Source organism: Burkholderia sp. NRF60-BP8, assembly GCF_001522585.2.
Classification (GTDB): Bacteria; Pseudomonadota; Gammaproteobacteria; order Burkholderiales; family Burkholderiaceae; genus Burkholderia.
Map to the genome: position 1 here is coordinate 693,637 of NZ_CP013373.1, position 19,315 is coordinate 712,951.

The window sequence follows — 19,315 nt, forward strand, 5'->3', positions numbered from 1 at the left end:
AATGACCCTGACTGAATTGAAGTACATCGTCGCGGTCGCGCGCGAGCGGCATTTCGGTCGCGCGGCCGAAGCGTGCTTCGTGAGCCAGCCGACCCTGTCGGTGGCGATCAAGAAGCTCGAAGACGAGCTCAACGTGCAGATTTTCGAGCGCGGCGCGAGCGAAGTGAGCGTGACGCCGATCGGCGACCAGATCGTCACCCAGGCGCAGCGCGTGCTCGAGCAGACGTTCGCGATCAAGGAGATCGCGAAGCAGGGCAAGGACCCGCTCGTCGGCCCGTTCCGCCTCGGCGTGATCTACACGATCGGGCCGTACCTGCTGCCGACGCTCGTCAAGCAGATGATCCAGCGTGTCCCGCAGATGCCGCTGATGCTGCAGGAGAACTACACGCTGAAGTTGCTCGAACTGCTGAAGCAGGGCGAGATCGACGCCGCGATCATGGCGCTGCCGTTCCCCGAAACCGGCCTGATGGTGCGGCCGCTGTACGACGAGCCGTTCGTCGTCGCGCTGCCGGCCGGCCATCCGTGGGAGAAGCGCGACGAAATCGACGCCGAGGATCTGAAGCAGGAAACCATGCTGCTGCTCGGCAACGGCCACTGCTTCCGCGATCACGTGCTCGGGGTGTGTCCGGAACTGATGCGCTTCTCGCAGACGGCCGACGGCATCCAGAAGACGTTCGAGGGCTCGTCGCTCGAAACCATTCGCCACATGGTCGCGAGCGGCGTCGGCATCACCGTGCTGCCGCGGATGTCGGTCGCCGAGATCGGCCCGCGCGCGAACGGCCCCGATGCCGAGCTGCTGTCGTACGTGCCGTTCAACGAACCGGTGCCCGACCGCCGCGTGGTGCTCGTGTGGCGCAAGAGCTTCACGCGGATGCCGGCGATCGACGCGATCAGCGACGCGATTGCCGCATGCGAGCTGCCGGGCGTCGCGAAGCTCGACATGCCGGCCACGATGAACTGACGTGCCGACGAGGCGTCTGTGGCAGCGTGATGAACGGGGTCGTGTGACCCCGTTTATTTTTCCCTATCGTATAGATGAAATTTATCAAATTCAAATAATTGATAGATATAGATAGAATCCTCTACATGGATTGATGTCGAGCCGATGGGCGAGATGCACGTTGGATGCAAGCGTCAAAGGAGGATGTCATGATGCGGTCGGTATTGAAGCACGCGCAGCGGAACATCCCGTCGCGCGACACGGTCGTACATCGCGCCAGGGCGGCGATTCGCGGCCTGCGCCCGATTGCGTTCGCGTACCTGGCGGACCGTGTGTATGGCGGATGAGTGCCGCCGCACGCCGGTCCAGTGTTCCCCCGAATCACCTGCCGTCGAGCCTTGAGGGAGCATCGCATGTCCGATATCCGAAAAACCGCCCGCGTCGCCGGTACGACGGCTACCGGCAGCCGCTTCCCCGAGTGCCCCGCCTGCGGCGCACGGCAACGGGAACGCGTGTCCAGGGCCGCGCACGACATCCCGTAGTACGACAGGAGGACCCGCCTGTTCCGTTTCTTACCCCCCGCAACGCTCCACGAACCGCGCCCGGCACGTGGGGGCCTACGAGCCAGTGAAGGAGAAAAAAGCATGTCGAACGAAACGAAGTGCCCGTTCAACCACACCGCAGGCAGCGGCACGACGAACAAGGACTGGTGGCCGAATCAGCTGAACCTGAACGTCCTGCATCGGCATTCGGCGCTGTCCGATCCGATGGACGCGGATTTCGACTACGCCGAGGCGTTCAAGAAGCTGGATCTCGCCGCGGTGAAGCAGGACCTGCACGCGCTGATGACGACGTCGCAGGACTGGTGGCCGGCCGACTTCGGCCACTACGGCGGCCTGTTCGTGCGCATGGCATGGCATAGCGCCGGCACGTACCGCACGGCCGACGGCCGCGGCGGCGCGGGCGGCGGGCAGCAGCGCTTCGCGCCGCTCAACAGCTGGCCGGACAACGTGAGCCTCGACAAGGCGCGCCGCCTGCTGTGGCCGATCAAGCAGAAGTACGGCCGCAACATCTCGTGGGCCGACCTGCTGATCCTGACCGGCAACGTCGCGCTCGAATCGATGGGCTTCAAGACGTTCGGCTATGCCGGCGGCCGCGTCGATACGTGGGAACCGGACGACGTCTACTGGGGCTCGGAAAAGATCTGGCTGGAACTGAGCGGCGGCCCGAACAGCCGCTACACGGGCAAGCGCGAGCTCGAAAGCCCGCTCGCCGCGGTGCAGATGGGTCTGATCTACGTGAACCCGGAAGGCCCGGACGGCAACCCCGACCCGGTCGCCGCCGCGCACGACATCCGCGAGACGTTCGCGCGGATGGCGATGAACGACGAGGAAACGGTCGCGCTGATCGCGGGCGGCCACACGTTCGGCAAGACGCACGGCGCCGGCCCGGCCTCGAACGTCGGTCCCGAGCCGGAAGCCGCGGGCCTCGAGCAGCAGGGCCTCGGCTGGAAGAGCACGTTCGGCACGGGCAAGGGCAAGGACACGATCACGAGCGGTCTCGAAGTCACGTGGACGTCGACGCCGACGAAGTGGAGCAACGACTTCTTCAAGCACCTGTTCAGCTACGAGTGGGAGCTCACGAAGAGCCCGGCGGGCGCGCACCAGTGGGTCGCGAAGGATGCGGACGAGATCATTCCGGACGCGTACGACGCATCGAAGAAGCATCGTCCGACGATGCTGACGACCGACCTGTCGCTGCGTTTCGACCCGGCCTACGAAAAGATCTCGCGCCGCTTCTACGAGAACCCGGACGAATTCGCCGACGCGTTCGCACGCGCGTGGTTCAAGCTCACGCACCGCGACATGGGGCCGCGCGCCCGTTATCTCGGCCCGGAAGTACCGGCGGAACACCTGCTGTGGCAGGACCCGATCCCGGCCGTCGATCACCCGCTGATCGACGCCGCCGACGTCGCCGCGCTGAAGGCGAAGGTGCTGGCGACGGGCCTGTCGGTGTCGCAGCTCGTGTCGACCGCCTGGGCGTCCGCGTCGACGTTCCGCGGCTCGGACAAGCGCGGCGGCGCGAACGGTGCGCGCATCCGCCTCGCGCCGCAGAAGGACTGGGAAGTGAACCGCCCGGCCGAACTCGCGGCGGTGCTCGAAACGCTCGAAGGCGTGCAGAAGGCGTTCAACGATGCGCAGACGGACGGCAAGAAAGTGTCGCTGGCCGACCTGATCGTGCTGGCCGGTGCGGCGGGCGTCGAGCAGGCCGCGAAGAACGCGGGTATCGCGGTCACCGTGCCGTTCGCACCGGGCCGGATGGACGCCTCGCAGGAAGAAACCGACGTCGACGCGATGGCCGTGCTCGAGCCGCTCGCCGACGGTTTCCGCAACTTCCTGAAGCACGCGTACAAGACGCCGGCCGAGGCGCTGCTGGTCGACAAGGCCCAGTTGCTGACGCTGAGCGCACCGGAGATGACGGTGCTCGTCGGCGGCCTGCGCGTGCTCGGTGCGAATGCCGGCGATGCGAAGCATGGCGTGTTCACCGATCGTCCGGAAACGCTGACGAACGACTTCTTCGTGAACCTGCTCGACATGGGCACGGAATGGAAGCCGGTGTCGGCCGCGAACGACGTGTTCGAAGGGCGCGATCGCGCGACGGGCGAGCTCAAGTGGACGGGCACGCGCGTCGACCTGATCTTCGGTTCGCATGCGCAACTGCGTGCGCTGGCCGAGGTGTACGGCAGCGCGGATGCGAAGGAGAAGTTCGTGCGCGATTTCGTCGCGGCCTGGAACAAGGTGATGAACCTCGACCGCTTCGACCTCGCATGAACCCGGCCGCATCCCGATAGCGGTGATGCAGTCATGCAGTAACGTGAAACGGCCGGTCCGGCGACCGGCCGTTTCTTCCCTGAACGATGTCTTGTCAAAGGAGTGACGACCATGACGCAAATGATGCTCGACATGCGCGCGGCCGCGTTGCCCATTCTGCGATCGCCGGTGGAGCTGGCGCGCTACGTCGTCGGCTTCGCGATCGTCGTCGGCGGAGCGGCGGAGCTGGCCTCGCAGGCGCTGCACGCGCTCGCGCCGGTCGTGTCGGCCGCCGGCGGTTGAGGGCGGCAACGGATTCGCGACGCTAGACTGGCGAGTCGCGAACGGATGCCGCGCGATGCGGCATGCGGATTGCCCGATGCATTTTCGCCGGTTCGACATTTCGAATGAGGAGTCCCGAAGATGGCCAAGAAAGGCAACGCCACGCAGATCAACATCGGCATCAGCGACAAGGACCGCAAGAACATCGCGGAGGGCCTGTCGCGCCTGCTCGCCGATACGTTTTCGCTGTACCTGAAGACCCACAATTTCCACTGGAACGTGACCGGACCGATGTTCAACACGCTGCACCTGATGTTCGAGGAGCAGTACAACGAACTATGGCTCGCGGTCGACTCCGTCGCCGAGCGCATTCGCACGCTGGGCGTCGTCGCGCCCGGCACGTTCGGCGATTTCGCGAAACTGTCGTCGGTGCCGGAAGCGAAGGGCGTGCCGGCCGCCGAGGAGATGATCCGCCAACTCGTCGAAGGGCACGAGACGGTCGTGCGCACCGCGCGCGAAATCTTCCCGATCGCCGACGCGGCGAGCGACGAGCCGACCGCCGACTTGCTCACGCAGCGCTTGCAGACGCACGAAAAGACCGCATGGATGCTGCGGTCGCTGCTCGCGTGAGCCCGAAGCCGCTGGTGCGTCGGGCCGGGCCCGGGCAGGCCGGCGCCGAATCTGTCCCTGGATCGATGTCCGCCGCCGCGCGGCCGTGCGCAGCGGGCCGCGGCGGCCGGCCCGCCCGCCGCGACCGTGGGCCGCGGGTCGCGCCGACATGACGCGCAGCGCCGCTCGGCTCTAAAATGCCGGGATTCTCTTCCTGGTGCTTCGCCATGCTTGCCCGCTTTCCCCTGTATCTGCGGCTCGTCCGGATGGACAAGCCGATCGGCAGCCTGCTGCTGCTGTGGCCGACGCTCAACGCGCTGTGGATCGCATCGGACGGTAAGCCGCGCTGGCCGCTGCTCGTGATCTTCACGCTCGGCACGCTGCTGATGCGCTCGGCCGGCTGCGCGATCAACGATTACGCCGACCGCGATTTCGACCGCCACGTGAAGCGCACGGCCGACCGGCCGCTGACGTCGGGCAAGATCCGCGCATGGGAGGCCGTCGCGATCGCGGTCGGGCTGTCGTTCGTCGCGTTCCTGCTGATCCTGCCGCTCAATACGCTGACGAAAGAATTGTCGGTCGTCGCACTGTTCGTCGCCGGCTCCTATCCGTTCATGAAGCGCTTCTTCGCGATTCCGCAGGCGTATCTCGGCATCGCGTTCGGCTTCGGCATCCCGATGGCGTTCGCGGCCGTGCAGGACACGGTGCCGATGCTGGCGTGGGTGATGCTGGTCGCGAACATCTTCTGGTCGGTCGCGTACGACACCGAATATGCGATGGTCGATCGCGACGACGACATCAAGATCGGCATCCGCACGTCCGCGCTGACGTTCGGCCGCTTCGACGTCGCGGCCGTGATGGCGTGCTACGCGGTGACGCTCGGCATCTACGTGTGGATCGGCGTGACGCTCGGCTTCGGCCTCGCATACTGGGCCGGCTGGGCGGCGGCGCTCGGCTGCGCGCTGTATCACTACACGCTGATCAAGGGTCGCGAACGGATGCCGTGCTTCGCGGCGTTCCGCCACAACAACTGGCTCGGCGGCGTGCTGTTCGCGGGCATCGCCGCGCATTACCTGCTGGCCGCTCGCTGAACGACACCCCGACATATCGCGCCTTTGCGGGCGGCGCCAACGAAAAAAGCGACCCGACGGTCGCTTTTTTTACGTCCGGCGCCGGCCAAACCGGCGCCGTTGTCGCGCTTACGCGCGGCCGAGCTCGTCGCCCATTTCCTTCGCGCGCGCGTCGGCTGCGAGCGCGCCGCGCACGATCGCTTCCTTCACGCCCTGCGCGTCGAACGCCGCGAGCGCGGCGGCCGTCGTGCCGCCCTTCGACGTCACGCGTTCGCGCAGCACGCTCGCCGGCTCGCCCGATTGCGCGGCCAGTTGCGCGGCGCCCGCGAACGTCGCGACCGCGAGCGCGCGGCCCTGTTCGTCGTTCATGCCGAGACGGCGCGCGGCTTCCTGCAGCGCTTCGATGAAATAGAACACGTATGCGGGGCCGCTGCCCGAAATCGCCGTGACCGCGTCGAGCTGCGATTCGTCGTCGAACCACACGATCTCGCCGACCGCGCCGAGCACGCTCGACGCGAGTTCGCGGCCTGCCGCGTCGACGCCCGGCAGCGCGGCCAGGCCGGTCACGCCCATGCCGACCAGCGCCGGCGTGTTCGGCATCGTGCGCACGACGCGCGCGTAGCCGCCGAGCCAGCGGGCGAGATCCGTGCCGCGGATGCCGGCCGCGATGCTGATCACGAGCTGCGACTTCAGGTGCGGCGCGAGCGCCTGCGCGACGTCCTTCAGCACCTGCGGCTTCACCGCGAGCACGATCGCGTCGTAATCGGCGAGCGTTGCGTCGACGGCCGCGCCGGTGCGCACGCCGAATTGCTGCGCGGCGCGCGCGCGGACGTCTTCGTTGATGTCGACGGCATACAGGCCGTCCGCGGCGACGCCGCGCTTGATCAGGCCGCCGATCAGGGCCGCGGCCATGTTGCCGCCGCCGATGAATGCGATTTTCATGATGTCGGGAATGAGCGAGTGAGTGAACGGAAAGGCGGAAAAGAACGCGGCGTTCAGCGCGAGTAGTCGCGCGCGCCGAAGATCGCGGTGCCGACGCGCACGATCGTCGCGCCTTCGAGCACGGCCGCGTCGAGATCGGCGGACATGCCCATCGACAGCGTGTCGAGCGGCAGGCCGTCGGCGCGCAACGCGTCGAACAACGCGCGCAGCGCGCGGTGCGGCGCGCGCTGCGCGTCGGTGTCGGCGGCCGGCTCGGGAATCGCCATCAGGCCGCGCAGCCGCAGCGACGGCAGCGCGGCGACCGCCCGCGCGACCTCGGCCACGTCGGCCGGCGCGACGCCGCTCTTCGACGCCTCGCCGCTGATGTTCACCTGCACGCATACGTTGAGCGGCGGCAGGTGCGCGGGGCGTTGTTCCGACAGGCGCTGCGCGATCTTCAGCCGGTCGACCGAATGGACCCAGTCGAAGCGCTCGGCGACGGGGCGCGTCTTGTTCGATTGCAGCGGCCCGATGAAATGCCATTCGAGGCTCGCGCGCAGGTCGGCGAGCGCGTCGATCTTGTCGATCGACTCCTGCACGTAGTTCTCGCCGAAGGCGCGCTGCCCGGCTGCATGCGCGGCGCGCACGTCGTCGGCCGGAAACGTCTTCGACACGGCGAGCAGCGATACGGTGGCGGGATCGCGGCCGGCCGCGCGGGCGGCGTCGGCGATGCGGCGGTGAACGGAGTCGAGACGGGCGGCGAGATCGGACATGACGGGCACGGAAGCAGGCACGCAAGCAGCGCGGAAACGGGCATGAAGCCGATGCGCAGCGATCCGCGGCGCATCGATCCGCTCATTATACGGACGCCGCGCGCCTGCCCGTCATGCGTGAACGGGCGCTAGCCTAGCCGTACAGCAAGTGCTCGACGAGCTGGATCCAGTGGGCGACCGGCACCTGCGTGCCGCTTTGCAGATGCGCGATGCAGCCGATGTTGCCGGATACGATCATCTGCGGTTCGAGCGCCTGCAGCTTCAGCAGCTTCTGCTTGCGCAACCGGTACGACAGCGACGGCTGCGTCAGCGAGTAGGTGCCGGCCGAGCCGCAGCACAGATGGCTGTCGGCCGGCAGCCGCACGTCGATGCCGAGCGTCTCGAGCAGGCGCTCGACCTTGCCGCGCGACTGCTGCCCGTGCTGCAGCGTGCACGGCGGGTGGTACGCGACCGTATGGATCGCGCGGCGCCGGGCGATCGTCGCGAGTTCGGCCTCGAACGCGAGCAGCACGTCGGAGATGTCGCGCGTCAGCGACACGATGCGTTGCGCTTTCTCCGCATAGGCCGGATCGTCGCGCAGCAGGTGCGCGTATTCGAGCACCGTCGCGCCGCAGCCCGATGCATTCATCACGATCGCCTCGGCGCCCTGTTCGACGTGGGGCCACCACGCGTCGATGTTGCGGCGCGCGTCGTCGAGCGCTTCGTCGTGATAGTTCAGATGCAGGCGGATCGCGCCGCAGCAGCCCGCGTCAGGCGAGACGACCGTCTCGATGCCGAGCGCGTCGAGCACGCGTGCGGTCGCGATGTTGATGTTCGGCAGCATCGACGGCTGCACGCAGCCGCCGAGCATCAGCATCTTGCGCGTATGCGTGCGGTGCGGCCATTCGAGCAGCCGCGTGCGCGGCGGCACCTTGTCGCGTAGCCGCTTCGGCAGCAGCGGCCGCACGTGCTGGCCGAGCCGCATCGCCGGAGAGAACAGCGCGGCGTTCGGCACGACGCTCGCGAGCACGCGGCGCATGAGCCGCTGCTGCGCGGGGCGTTCCACCTGCGCCTCCACGTGCTTGCGGCCGATCTCGACGAGCCGGCCGTACTGGACGCCGGACGGGCAGGTCGTCTCGCAGCTGCGGCAGGTGAGGCAGCGGTCGAGGTGCTGCTGCGTGCTGCGCGTGACGGGCGCGCCTTCGACCATCTGCTTGATCAGGTAGATGCGTCCGCGCGGGCCGTCGAGTTCGTCGCCGAGCAGTTGATAGGTCGGGCAGGTCGCGGTGCAGAACCCGCAGTGCACGCACTTGCGCAGGATCGCGTCGGCCTCGTCGCCGTCGGGCGTATTGCGGATGAAATCGGCGAGGTTCGTTTGCATCCTGCCCTCAAAGTTCCGGGTACAGCCGGCCGCGATTGAAGATGCGCGCGGGATCGAACGCGCTCTTCAGCCCGCGGTGGATCTTCATCATCGGCGCGGGCAGCGGTGTGAACACGCCCGCACTGCGGTCGTAGGTGTCGCCCGCGCGGAACAGCGTCGCATGGCCGCCGGCCTGCTTCGCGCTCATGCGCACGGTTTGCGCGTCGGCGTCGGTGATCCACCAGCGCTGCGCGCCGCCCCATTCCATCAACTGCGTGCCGGGCAGATGCATCGGTTCGGTGATCGACGGCAGCGACAGGCGCCACAGCGCGTAGCCGGGCGGGATGCCGTTGAAGAACGGATCGGTATGCTCGCGCAGGCCGGACCAGAAGCGCTCGGCCTCGACCGCGTCGACGACTTCGCCGCCGAGCAGCGTTTTCGCGGATTTCACGGCGGCTTCCGCGCCCGACAGGCGCAGCACGAGCGTGCCGTTGCGCCACGCGCTCGCGCTGACCGGCAGCGGATGGCCGCCCCATTCGTTGAGCTTGCGCACCGCGTCGGTCGCGGTCATCTCGAATTTGAGCGTGACTTCGGCGACAGGCATCGGCAGCACCTTGATCGACAGGTCGAGCATGAGCCCGAGCGTGCCGAGCGCGCCGGCCATCAGCCGTGACACGTCGTAGCCGGCGACGTTCTTCACGACCTGCCCGCCGAAGCGCAGCGTTTCGCCGCGACCGTTCATCAGCGTGGTGCCGAGCACGAAATCGCGCGGTGCGCCGCAGGTGGCGCGGCGCGGGCCCGCGAGGCCGGCCGCGACGCAGCCGCCGACGGTGGCCGAACGGCCGAAGTGCGGCGGCTCGAACGGCAGCATCTGGCCGTGCTCGGCGAGGACGGTTTCAAGTTGCGCGAGCGGCGTGCCTGCGCGGACCGTGACGACGAGTTCGGCCGGGTCGTACGACACGACGCCTTGAAACGCGCGCGTGTCGAGTATTTCGCCCTCGAGCGCCTGGCCGTACCAGTCCTTGGTGCCGCCGCCGCGGATCCGCAGCGGCCGGCCGTCGGCACTGGCGGCGCGGATGCGCTCGGCCCATCCGGCGACGATGTCGTCCTCTTCCATGTTCCGTTGCTTTCTCGTCTCGTTGTCCGGTCGATTGTACCGGGGTGGCGCGATTCCACATCGCGACTATCCCTAAGCCCAGTCCCGCAGCCGGCATGTGCGGCCGGCACGCGAACGCGCCGCGCGGGCACGGCGGACCCGCGCCCCGCGGCCGCCGGTGCGGGCCGCGACCCGCGCGCGCCGCTCAGAAGCGCGGCAGGTCGGGGTGCGGCAGCAACCCGCCGCGCACGTGCTGGCGCCCGTATTCGGCGCAGCGCGCGCGGGTCGGGATGCCCTTGTCCGGGTTCAGCAGCCCGGCCGGATCGAATGCGCGCTTGACCGCGAAGAACGCATCGCGCTCCTGCGGCGAGAACTGCACGCACATCGAATTGAGCTTTTCGATACCGACGCCGTGCTCGCCCGTCACGCTGCCGCCGAATTCCACGCAGCATTCGAGGATCTCCGCGCCGAACTGCTCGGCGCGGTGCAGCTCGTCCGGATCGTTCGCGTTGTAGAGGATCAGCGGATGCATGTTGCCGTCGCCCGCATGGAACACGTTGATGCAGCGCAGCCCGTAGCGCGTCTCGAGCTGCTCGATGCGCGCGAGCAGCGGGCCGATCGCGCGGCGCGGCACGGTGCCGTCCATGCAGTAGTAATCGGCGGAAATGCGGCCGGCGGCCGGGAACGCGTTCTTGCGGCCGGACCAGAAGCGCAGCCGTTCGCTTTCGTTGCGCGACACCTGGATGCGCGTCGCGCCGTGTTCGCGCAGCACGGCCGTCATCCGCACGATTTCCTCGGCGACTTCTTCGGGCGTGCCGTCCGATTCGCACAGCAGGATCGCCTTCGCGTCGAGGTCGTAGCCCGCGTGCGTGAACGCCTCGACGGCTTGCGTCGCCGGCTTGTCCATCATCTCGAGCCCGGCCGGGATGATGCCCGACGCGATGATCGCCGCGACGGCCTCGCCGCCCTTGACGACGTCGTCGAAACTCGCCATCACGAGCTGCGCGGTCTGCGGCTTCGGGATCAGTCGCACCGTGACCTCGGTGACGATCGCGAACATCCCTTCGCTGCCGATCATCACGGCAAGCAGGTCGAGGCCCGGCATGTCGAGTGCGAGCGAGCCGAACTCGACGATCTCGCCGTCGATCGTCACCGCGCGCACGCGCATCACGTTGTGCACGGTCAGCCCGTATTTCAGGCAGTGGACGCCGCCGGAATTTTCCGCGACGTTGCCGCCGATCGTGCAGGCGATCTGCGACGACGGGTCGGGTGCGTAATACAGGCCGTACGGCGCGGCCGCTTCCGAGATCGCGAGGTTGCGCACGCCGGGCTGCACGGTCGCCGTGCGTGCGTACGGGTCGACTTCGACGATGCGCGTGAAGCGCGCGAGCGACAGCACGACGCCGAGCGCGATCGGCAGCGCGCCGCCCGACAGGCTGGTGCCGGCGCCGCGCGGCACGATCGGCACTTCCATGCGGCGGCAGATCTGCACGATCCGCTGCACCTGCGACTCCGTCTCGGGCAACGCGACCGCGAGCGGCAGCCGGCGGTACGCGGACAGGCCGTCGCATTCGTACGGCGCCGTGTCCTCGTCGCGGTACAGCAGGCAGTGCGTCGGCAGCACGGCCATCAGCGCCTGCACGACTTCGCGCTGGCGCTGCGCGCGTGCGGCGCTCGACAGTTCGACGGGAGCGTTCATGAGGTCTCCTGCGTGGGCGCGGCGTCGCGCCGCCGTGTCAGCACGTGAAAATCTTGCCCGGATTCATCAGGTTGCGCGGATCGAGCGCGAGCTTGATCGCGCGCATCGTGTCGATGGCGTTGTCGCCGTGCTCCTTCGGCAGGAAGCGCATCTTGTGCAGCCCGACGCCGTGCTCGCCCGTGCAGGTGCCGCCCAGGCGCAGCGCGCGCTCGACGATCCGGTCGTTGATGCGTTCGGCTTCGGCGAGTTCCTCGGGCTTGTCGGGATCGATCAGGATCGCGACGTGGAAATTGCCGTCGCCGACGTGCCCGACGATCGGGCAGGGCAGCGACGACGCGCGCAGGTCGAGCTCGGTTTCCTCGACGCACGCGGCGAGCTGCGAGATCGGCACGCACACGTCGGTCGTCACCGCGCGGCAACCGGGCTTCAACTGCAGCATCGCGAAGTACGCGTTGTGGCGCGCGGACCAGAGCCGCGTGCGATCCTCGGGGCGCGTCGCCCATTCGAAGCCCTGGCCGGAATGCTGGCCGGCGAGCGCCTGCACAAGTTCGGCCTGTTCCTTCACGCCGGCGTCGGTGCCGTGGAATTCGAAGAACAGCGTCGGCGCTTCGGTCAGCGTCAGGTTCGAGTGACGGTTGATCGAGCGCACCGCGAGCGCGTCGACGAATTCGACGCGCGCGATCGGCACGCCGATCTGGATCGTCTCGATCACCGTGCGGACCGCGTCGCCCATCGTCGGGAACGTGCAGATCGCGGCCGACACGGCCTCGGGCAGCGGATGCAGGCGCAGCGTGATCTCGGTGATCACGCCGAGCGTGCCTTCGGACCCGACGAACAGCCGCGTGAGGTCGTAGCCGGCCGACGACTTGCGCGCGCGCGAGCCGGTTTTCACCACGCGGCCGTCCGCGAGCACCGCGCTCAGGCCGAGCACGTTCTCGCGCATCGTGCCGTAGCGCACGGCGTTGGTGCCCGACGCGCGGGTCGCGGTCATCCCGCCGATGCTCGCGTCGGCGCCCGGATCGATCGGGAAGAACAGGCCGGTGTCGCGCAACGCTTCGTTGAGCGCCTTGCGGGTGATACCCGGCTCGACCGTCACCGTGAGATCTTCGGCGTTGATCGACAGCACGCGGTTCATGTCCGACAGGTCGAGCGACACGCCGCCGCGCACCGCGAGCAGGTGGCCTTCGAGCGACGAGCCGGCGCCGTACGGGATCAGCGGCACGCCGTAGAGCGAGCACAGCGACACGACTTCGCGCACGTCGTCGGTGCTGCGCGCGAACACGACGGCGTCGGGCAGTTGCGGATCGAACGGGGATTCGTCGCGGCCGTGATGGGCGCGAACCGCGTCGGCGGTCGACACGCGCTCGCCGAAAGCGGCGCGCAGCGCATCGAGCATGGCGGGGGGCAGCGGGCGGCGCGTGGCGGCCGGCGGGGCAGGGTGATTCACGAATGTCTCCTGACTACTTTTCATGCTGTCGGCTCATTCTACGCTGTAACGTCCGCTGCGCCTGCCGCCGCGGGCTGCGATAATCGCGTTCCAGCCAACCGGGCCGCGTGGCGGCCGCGCACGAGAGGACATTCGCATGGGCAACCGCTTGAGCAAGATCGCGACGCGCACGGGCGACGACGGTACCACCGGGCTGGGCGACGGGCGGCGCATCGGCAAGGACGACGCGCGGATCGCCGCGATCGGCGACGTCGACGAACTGAACTCGAATCTCGGCGTGCTGCTGGCCGAGCCGTTGCCGGACGACGTGCGCACGGCGCTCGTCACGATCCAGCACGACCTGTTCGATCTCGGCGGCGAGCTGTGCATTCCCGGCCACACGGTGCTCGACGATACGCATCTCGCGCGCCTCGACCGGTGGCTCGCCGACTACAACGCGACGCTGCCGCCGCTGAAGGAATTCATCCTGCCGGCCGGCTCGCGCGCCGCATCGCTCGCGCACGTCTGCCGAACCGTGTGCCGCCGCGCGGAGCGCTCGATCGTCGCGCTCGGGCGCGGCGACGCGCTCAACGATGCCCCGCGGCGGTACGTGAACCGGCTGTCCGACCTGCTGTTCGTGCTGGCGCGCGTGCTGAACCGCGCCGGCGGCGGCGCCGACGTGCTGTGGGAGCGCGGGCGCGTCCGCTAGCGCGCCGCCACGTTTTTGCGCGCTGCGACAATTTGTCCGGCGGGCGTTCGTTTTTAAACATGTATTGTATGAGCATGTTTAACGGAGAACGCACATGACCCACCTCACCGCTGACCAGATGGCCCGTGTGAAGGCCACGGCCCCCGTCCTCGCCGAGCACGGCGCGACGATCACGAAGCATTTCTATCAGCGCATGTTCGCGCGTCATCCGGAACTGAAGAACCTGTTCAACCAGACGCACCAGAAGACCGGCAGCCAGCCCGAAACGCTCGCGAAGGCCGTTTATGCGTATGCGGCCAACATCGACAACCTCGGCGCGCTCGGCGGCGCGGTGGCGCGCATCTCGCACAAGCACGCGAGCCTGAACATTCGCCCCGAGCACTACCCGATCGTCGGCGAGAACCTGCTTGCGTCGATCGTCGAAGTGCTCGGCGACGCGGTCGATGCCGCCACGCTCGAAGCGTGGCGCGTCGCGTACGGCCAGCTCGCGCAGATCATGATCGGCGCCGAGGCCGATCTGTACGCGAACGCCGCGTGGAGCGGCTTCCGTCCGTTCAAGGTCGCGCGCAAGGTGCGCGAAAGCGACGAGATCACGTCGTTCTACCTGACGCCCGCCGACGGCGGCGCGGCGCCGACGTTCGAGCCGGGCCAGTACCTCACCGTGAAGCGCTTCATCGGCGATCTCGGCGTCGACCAGCCGCGCCAGTACAGCCTGTCCGATGCGCCGCACGGCAAGTGGCTGCGCATCTCGGTGAAGCGCGAGGCCGGCAAGGCCGAAGCGATCCCGGCCGGCAAGGTATCGACGCTGATGCACGACGGCGTGGAAGAGGGTGCGATCGTCGAGGTGACCGCACCGATGGGCGACTTCTCGCTGAAGCGCGACGCGGATACGCCGGTCGTGCTGATCTCGGGCGGGGTCGGCATCACGCCGATGATGTCGATGGCATCGACGCTGATCGCCGAAGGCAGCAAGCGCGATGTGCGATTCATCCACGCATGCCGTTCGGGCGCGGTGCACGCATTCCGCGACTGGCTGAACGACGCGGCGCGCGAGCACGCGAACGTGAAGCGCACGGTGCTGTACGAACGGGTCGGCCCGAACGACCGCGCCGGTGTCGATCACGATCTCGAAGGGCGCCTGACGCCGGAACGCGTGCAGCAGTACGCGCTGGTGCCGGACGCCGACTACTACGTCTGCGGGCCGGTCGCGTTCATGAAGGCGCAGCGCGACGCGCTTGTCGCGCTCGGCGTCGCGCCGGAACGCGTGAATACCGAGATCTTCGGGTCGGGTGCGCTCGAGTGAGGATCCAACGGCCGGTTTCGGCCCACGCAACGCCGCTCAGAGCGCGATTGCGTATCGAGCAGCAGCTTTACGGCGCGAGTTCCTGGTCCGCGCTGGCATCGAAGTCGGCAGCGATCGATTCGTCGCCCGCATTGAATGCCTCGACGCCGGTCGGGATGTTCGATCCGGCAAGCAGCTGACGCGCCGCGCCGATCCGCTTCGGCGCGGCGTAAGGCACGATTCGGGCGACCGGATGGCCATTGCGGGCGATCACGATTTCGGATTCGCGCCCCAATTCGAGCGCTTCGACGAGGCTTGAAAGCCGCAACTTGGCGTCGTGCATGTTGACGGTCGGCATGGTCGCTTCTCTGGTCAGCCAGCCAATGTTCGCTGGTCTAGCGGAATGACACGCCAACCGCAGGCTGGCCGCATGGCCAATGCGCCGGCAGGCTGCGCCATACGGTCAGCCTGCCGGCGTCGTTCAGTTGCCGCTGCCGCGCGCGACCCGGCGCGCCTTCACGGCTTGCGCGAGGCCTTCGAGCACCTTCACGCTATCGTCCCACGCGATGCACGCGTCGGTGATGCTCTGACCGTAGGTCAGCGCGCAGCCTTCCTTCAGGTCCTGGCGACCCTCGACGAGGTGCGACTCGATCATCACGCCGACGATGCGTTCGTCGCCGGCCGCGATCTGGCGGCCGATGTCGGCGCACACGGGGATCTGGTTCTCGTGCTTCTTCGAGCTGTTCGCGTGGCTCGCGTCGATCATCAGGCGCGCGGCGAGGCCGGCCTTGCCGATGTCCGCGCAGGCGGCGTTCACGCTGTCCGCGTCGTAGTTCGGCGTCTTGCCGCCGCGCAGGATCACGTGGCAATCCTCGTTGCCGGCCGTCGACACGATCGCCGAATGGCCGCCCTTCGTCACCGACAGGAAATGATGCGGCTGCGACGCGGCCTTGATCGCGTCGACCGCGATCTTCACGTTGCCGTCGGTGCCGTTCTTGAAGCCGACCGGGCACGACAGCCCCGACGCGAGCTCGCGGTGCACCTGCGACTCGGTCGTGCGCGCGCCGATCGCGCCCCACGAGATCAGGTCGGCGATGTACTGCGGGCTGATCATGTCGAGGTATTCGGTCGCGGCCGGCAGCCCCATTTCGTTGATCTGCAGCAGCAGCTCGCGCGCGGTGCGCAGCCCTTCGTTGATCTTGAAGCTGTTGTCGAGGTGCGGATCGTTGATGAGCCCCTTCCAGCCGACCGTCGTGCGCGGTTTCTCGAAGTACACGCGCATCACGATTTCCAGTTCGCCGTTGAAACGCTCGCGCTCCTTCACGAGCCGCCCCGCGTATTCGATCGCCGCCTTCGTGTCGTGGATCGAGCACGGCCCGATCACGACGATCAGCCGGTCGTCCATCCCGTGCAGGATGCGGTGCATCGACTGGCGCGAGTGGTAGATCAGCTCGGACGCGGCTTCGGAGCACGCGAATTCGCGGATCAGGTGGGCGGGCGGCGTCAGTTCCTTGAGTTCGCGAATGCGGACGTCGTCGGTGTTGTGCGGGGGCATGCTGTTTCTCCTGGTTTTCCGGGGCGCCGTTCGGTCAGTGCGCGTGCGGCGGATTCATCGATTCGGGCAATTCGGTGGTGTCGGTCGGGGCCGCGGGACCGCTGCGGCGACGACCGGCTGGCGAAGGGCGAAAAAAAACCGCCGGGTTCGCCGGCGGTTTTTTCGGGAATTTCGGTTGCGCTTCACGCGCCATCAACCCTCTCGATCCGCCAGCGGTCTGAGATACCAAAAAAAGTAAAAGTAAAACTTGGCGGACATGACGGAAATTCGGCTCGTCAAAAAAGTTGATTCGGAATTTATACCCCGTCCCTGGACGGCTGGCAACCGGGAATCGTCAAAAATGCGGACAATCCGCGCGTTTTGGTCAAAAAGCGCGGATTGTCTGCACCGCGATGCGGTTATGCCGTACCGCCGACCGTCATCTTGTCGATCCGCAGGGTCGGCTGGCCGACGCCGACCGGCACGCTCTGGCCTTCCTTGCCGCACACGCCGACGCCCGTGTCGAGCGACATGTCGTTGCCGATCATGCTCACGTACTTCAGCGATTCCGGGCCGCTGCCGATCAGCGTCGCGCCCTTCACCGGGTAGGTGATCTTGCCGTTCTCGATCATGTACGCCTCGGACGCCGAGAACACGAACTTGCCGTTCGTGATGTCGACCTGGCCGCCGCCGAAGTTCACCGCGTACAGGCCGTTCTTCACCGACGCGATGATTTCCTGCGGATCCTTGTCGCCGTTCAGCATGTAGGTGTTCGTCATGCGCGGCATCGGCAGCGCCGCGTACGACTCGCGCCGCGCGTTGCCCGTGACCGGCATCTTCATCAGGCGCGCGTTCAGCGTGTCCTGGATGTAGCCCTTCAGGATGCCGTCCTCGATCAGCGTCGTGCACTGCGTCGGGTTGCCTTCGTCGTCGATGTTCAGCGAGCCGCGGCGGTTCGGCAGCGTGCCGTCGTCGACGACGGTCACGCCCTTCGCGGCGACCTGCTCGCCGATCCGGCCCGCGAACGCGGACGAGCCCTTGCGGTTGAAGTCACCCTCGAGGCCATGGCCGATCGCCTCGTGCAGCAGCACGCCCGGCCAGCCCGGCCCGAGCACGACCGTCATCGCGCCGGCCGGCGCGGGGCGGGCATCGAGGTTGACGAGCGCCGCGTGCACGGCGTCGTCGACGTAGCGCGACAACACTTCGTCGGTGAAGTAGCCGTAGTCGAAGCGGCCGCCGCCACCGCCCGAGCCGATTTCGCGGCGGCCGTTCTGTTCGGCGATCACCGTGACCGACACGCGCACGAGCGGCCGGATGTCGGCCGCGAGCGCGCCGTCGCTGCGCGCGACCAGCACGACGTCGTATTCGCCGGCGAGCCCGGCCATCACCTGCGTGACGCGCGGGTCGCGCCCGCGCGCCATCTGCTCGATGCGTTCGAGCAGCTTGACCTTGGCCGTCGCGTCGAGCGACGCGAGCGGGTCGGACGGCAGGTACAGGTCGCGGCCCGAGATGCCCGTCAGCGACGTGGCTGCCCTGATCTTCTGGCGGCCGCCGCCGGCCGCCGCGATGGCCTTGGTCGCGGCGGCGGCTTGCGCGATCGCTTCGGGCGACAGGTCGTCCGAATACGCGAACGCGGTGCGATCGCCCGCGACCGCGCGCACGCCGACGCCCTGGTCGATGCTGAAGCTGCCCGACTTGACGATGCCTTCCTCGAGGCTCCACGCTTCGCTGCGGGTCGCCTGGAAGTACAGGTCCGCGTAGTCGACGCGATGCGTGAAGATGTCGGCGATCGTGCGCGTGAGCAGGCTTTCGTCGAGGCCGTACGGCGTGAGCAGGATGTCCTTCGCCAGCGCGAGGTTGCGGATGCCGGGTTCGATGATGTTCATGCGGATATCGGGAGTTCTCAAAAAGTTGTCGGGTGCTGCCGTGCAGACGGGTGGGCCGCACGGCGTGTCAAGCGGTGCGGCGGATTCAGGTCAGCACGCGGTGCCGCCATGCGGGCAGGCTCTGGCGTACGTCGGCGATGCGCTGCGGATCGATCGTGCCGAGCACGACGCTGGCGCCCTCGTCGCGGACCGCGACGATCTCGCCCCACGGGTCGATCAGCATGCTGTGGCCCCACGTGCGCCGGCCGTTCTCGTGCTTGCCGCCCTGCGCGGCCGCGAGCACGTAGCACTGGTTCTCGACGGCCCGCGCGCGCAGCAGCGTTTCCCAGTGCGCGCGGCCCGTCGTATACGTAAACGCCGACGGCACGACCATCAGCGCGCAGTCGCCCATGCGGCGGTACAGCTCCGGAAAGCGGAGATCGTAACAGACCGACAGGCCGACCTGCCCGAACGGCGCGTCGAACGCGACGACCGTGTCGCCCGCGCGGATCGTGCGCGCCTCGTCGAACGATTCGTCGCCTTTCTCGAAGTTGAACAGGTGGATCTTGTCGTAGCGCGCGGCCTCGTGGCCGGACGGATCGAACACGAGCGTCGTGTTCAGCACGCGATCGGGCTCCGGCGCCTTCAGCGGCAGCGTGCCGCCGATCACCCAGATGCCGTGGCGGCGCGCCGCGTCGGCGAGGAAGTGCTGGATCGGGCCGTCGCGGTACGGTTCGGCGAGCGCGAGCTTGTCGGTGTCGCGGTGACCCATGAAGCAGAAATACTCGGGCAGCAGCACGAGCTGCGCGCCTTCGCCGGCGGCTTCCGCGATCAGGCGGCGCGCTTCGGCCAGATTGCGTGTGACGTCCGGCGTGCTCACCATCTGCAGCGCGGCGACCCGGAAGGGCGTGGCGGAACGGGCGTGGTCGGTCATCGCGGAATCGGTTGCGTCATAAATGG

At 67.9% G+C, this 19,315-nt stretch carries 17 protein-coding genes; 7 read left to right on the top strand and 10 right to left on the bottom strand.

Going from position 1 to position 19,315, the window contains the following annotated elements:
* Position 1: 1 nt before the first annotated feature.
* The 5 genes from WS54_RS16405 to ubiA all read left to right on the top strand — a co-directional run bounded on the left by WS54_RS16405 (position 2) and on the right by ubiA (position 5,732).
* The gene (locus WS54_RS16405) at positions 2 to 961 is read left to right on the top strand and encodes a LysR substrate-binding domain-containing protein (RefSeq protein ID WP_006754461.1); all 960 of its coding nucleotides are present in this window, start codon (positions 2 to 4) and stop codon (positions 959 to 961) included.
* 623 nt (positions 962 to 1,584) lie between these two features.
* The gene (katG, locus tag WS54_RS16410) at positions 1,585 to 3,771 is read left to right on the top strand and encodes a catalase/peroxidase HPI (RefSeq protein WP_059779246.1); all 2,187 of its coding nucleotides are present in this window, start codon (positions 1,585 to 1,587) and stop codon (positions 3,769 to 3,771) included.
* A gap of 111 nt (positions 3,772 to 3,882) precedes the next feature.
* A complete protein-coding gene (locus WS54_RS33985) occupies positions 3,883 to 4,053 on the top strand; it encodes a hypothetical protein (RefSeq protein ID WP_179948997.1) in 171 nt (56 codons plus the stop codon).
* Positions 4,054 to 4,173: 120 nt separating this feature from the next.
* A complete protein-coding gene (gene dpsA, locus WS54_RS16415) occupies positions 4,174 to 4,662 on the top strand; it encodes a non-specific DNA-binding protein DpsA (RefSeq protein ID WP_034206455.1) in 489 nt (162 codons plus the stop codon).
* Between the two features lie 206 nt (positions 4,663 to 4,868).
* Positions 4,869 to 5,732, top strand: a complete 864-nt coding sequence (gene ubiA, locus WS54_RS16420) for a 4-hydroxybenzoate octaprenyltransferase (RefSeq protein WP_034206456.1) — start codon at positions 4,869 to 4,871, stop codon at positions 5,730 to 5,732.
* A gap of 108 nt (positions 5,733 to 5,840) precedes the next feature.
* Here the strand turns inward: ubiA and proC are convergent, their stop codons facing one another.
* From proC to WS54_RS16450, 6 genes are all read right to left on the bottom strand, one after another.
* On the bottom strand, positions 5,841 to 6,653 hold the full coding sequence (gene proC / locus WS54_RS16425; protein WP_059779248.1) for a pyrroline-5-carboxylate reductase: 813 nt from the start codon (positions 6,651 to 6,653) through the stop codon (positions 5,841 to 5,843).
* Between the two features lie 53 nt (positions 6,654 to 6,706).
* Positions 6,707 to 7,405 carry a YggS family pyridoxal phosphate-dependent enzyme gene (locus tag WS54_RS16430; protein WP_034206458.1) on the bottom strand — a complete coding sequence of 233 codons (699 nt, stop codon included), beginning with the start codon at positions 7,403 to 7,405 and terminating at the stop codon, positions 6,707 to 6,709.
* A gap of 133 nt (positions 7,406 to 7,538) precedes the next feature.
* Positions 7,539 to 8,765 carry a glycolate oxidase subunit GlcF gene (glcF, locus tag WS54_RS16435; protein WP_034206459.1) on the bottom strand — a complete coding sequence of 409 codons (1,227 nt, stop codon included), beginning with the start codon at positions 8,763 to 8,765 and terminating at the stop codon, positions 7,539 to 7,541.
* Between the two features lie 7 nt (positions 8,766 to 8,772).
* Complete coding sequence (gene glcE / locus WS54_RS16440) at positions 8,773 to 9,861, bottom strand: glycolate oxidase subunit GlcE (protein ID WP_059779250.1); 1,089 nt, start codon at positions 9,859 to 9,861, stop codon at positions 8,773 to 8,775.
* A gap of 184 nt (positions 9,862 to 10,045) precedes the next feature.
* Entirely contained in the window at positions 10,046 to 11,539 is a 1,494-nt protein-coding gene (locus WS54_RS16445) for an FAD-linked oxidase C-terminal domain-containing protein (RefSeq protein ID WP_034206461.1), read from the bottom strand.
* Positions 11,540 to 11,576: 37 nt separating this feature from the next.
* A complete protein-coding gene (locus tag WS54_RS16450) occupies positions 11,577 to 12,986 on the bottom strand; it encodes an FAD-binding oxidoreductase (RefSeq protein ID WP_034206462.1) in 1,410 nt (469 codons plus the stop codon).
* A gap of 136 nt (positions 12,987 to 13,122) precedes the next feature.
* Here WS54_RS16450 and WS54_RS16455 point away from each other — a divergent pair, with 136 nt between their 5' ends.
* A complete protein-coding gene (locus tag WS54_RS16455) occupies positions 13,123 to 13,674 on the top strand; it encodes a cob(I)yrinic acid a,c-diamide adenosyltransferase (RefSeq protein WP_034206463.1) in 552 nt (183 codons plus the stop codon).
* Positions 13,675 to 13,768: 94 nt separating this feature from the next.
* Positions 13,769 to 14,977 carry an NO-inducible flavohemoprotein gene (gene hmpA / locus WS54_RS16460; protein ID WP_059779252.1) on the top strand — a complete coding sequence of 403 codons (1,209 nt, stop codon included), beginning with the start codon at positions 13,769 to 13,771 and terminating at the stop codon, positions 14,975 to 14,977.
* 67 nt (positions 14,978 to 15,044) lie between these two features.
* Here hmpA and WS54_RS16465 read toward each other — a convergent pair whose 3' ends face one another.
* The 4 genes from WS54_RS16465 to WS54_RS16480 form a co-directional block, all read right to left on the bottom strand.
* The gene (locus WS54_RS16465; protein ID WP_059779254.1) at positions 15,045 to 15,314 is read right to left on the bottom strand and encodes a type II toxin-antitoxin system Phd/YefM family antitoxin; all 270 of its coding nucleotides are present in this window, start codon (positions 15,312 to 15,314) and stop codon (positions 15,045 to 15,047) included.
* 123 nt (positions 15,315 to 15,437) lie between these two features.
* Positions 15,438 to 16,511, bottom strand: a complete 1,074-nt coding sequence (gene aroG / locus WS54_RS16470; protein ID WP_059779255.1) for a 3-deoxy-7-phosphoheptulonate synthase AroG — start codon at positions 16,509 to 16,511, stop codon at positions 15,438 to 15,440.
* Between the two features lie 398 nt (positions 16,512 to 16,909).
* Positions 16,910 to 18,376 (bottom strand): metalloprotease TldD, encoded by a 1,467-nt coding sequence (gene tldD, locus WS54_RS16475; protein ID WP_034206467.1) that lies wholly within the window; start codon positions 18,374 to 18,376, stop codon positions 16,910 to 16,912.
* 85 nt (positions 18,377 to 18,461) lie between these two features.
* Positions 18,462 to 19,289, bottom strand: a complete 828-nt coding sequence (locus WS54_RS16480) for a carbon-nitrogen hydrolase family protein (RefSeq protein WP_034206468.1) — start codon at positions 19,287 to 19,289, stop codon at positions 18,462 to 18,464.
* Positions 19,290 to 19,315 lie beyond the last annotated feature (26 nt).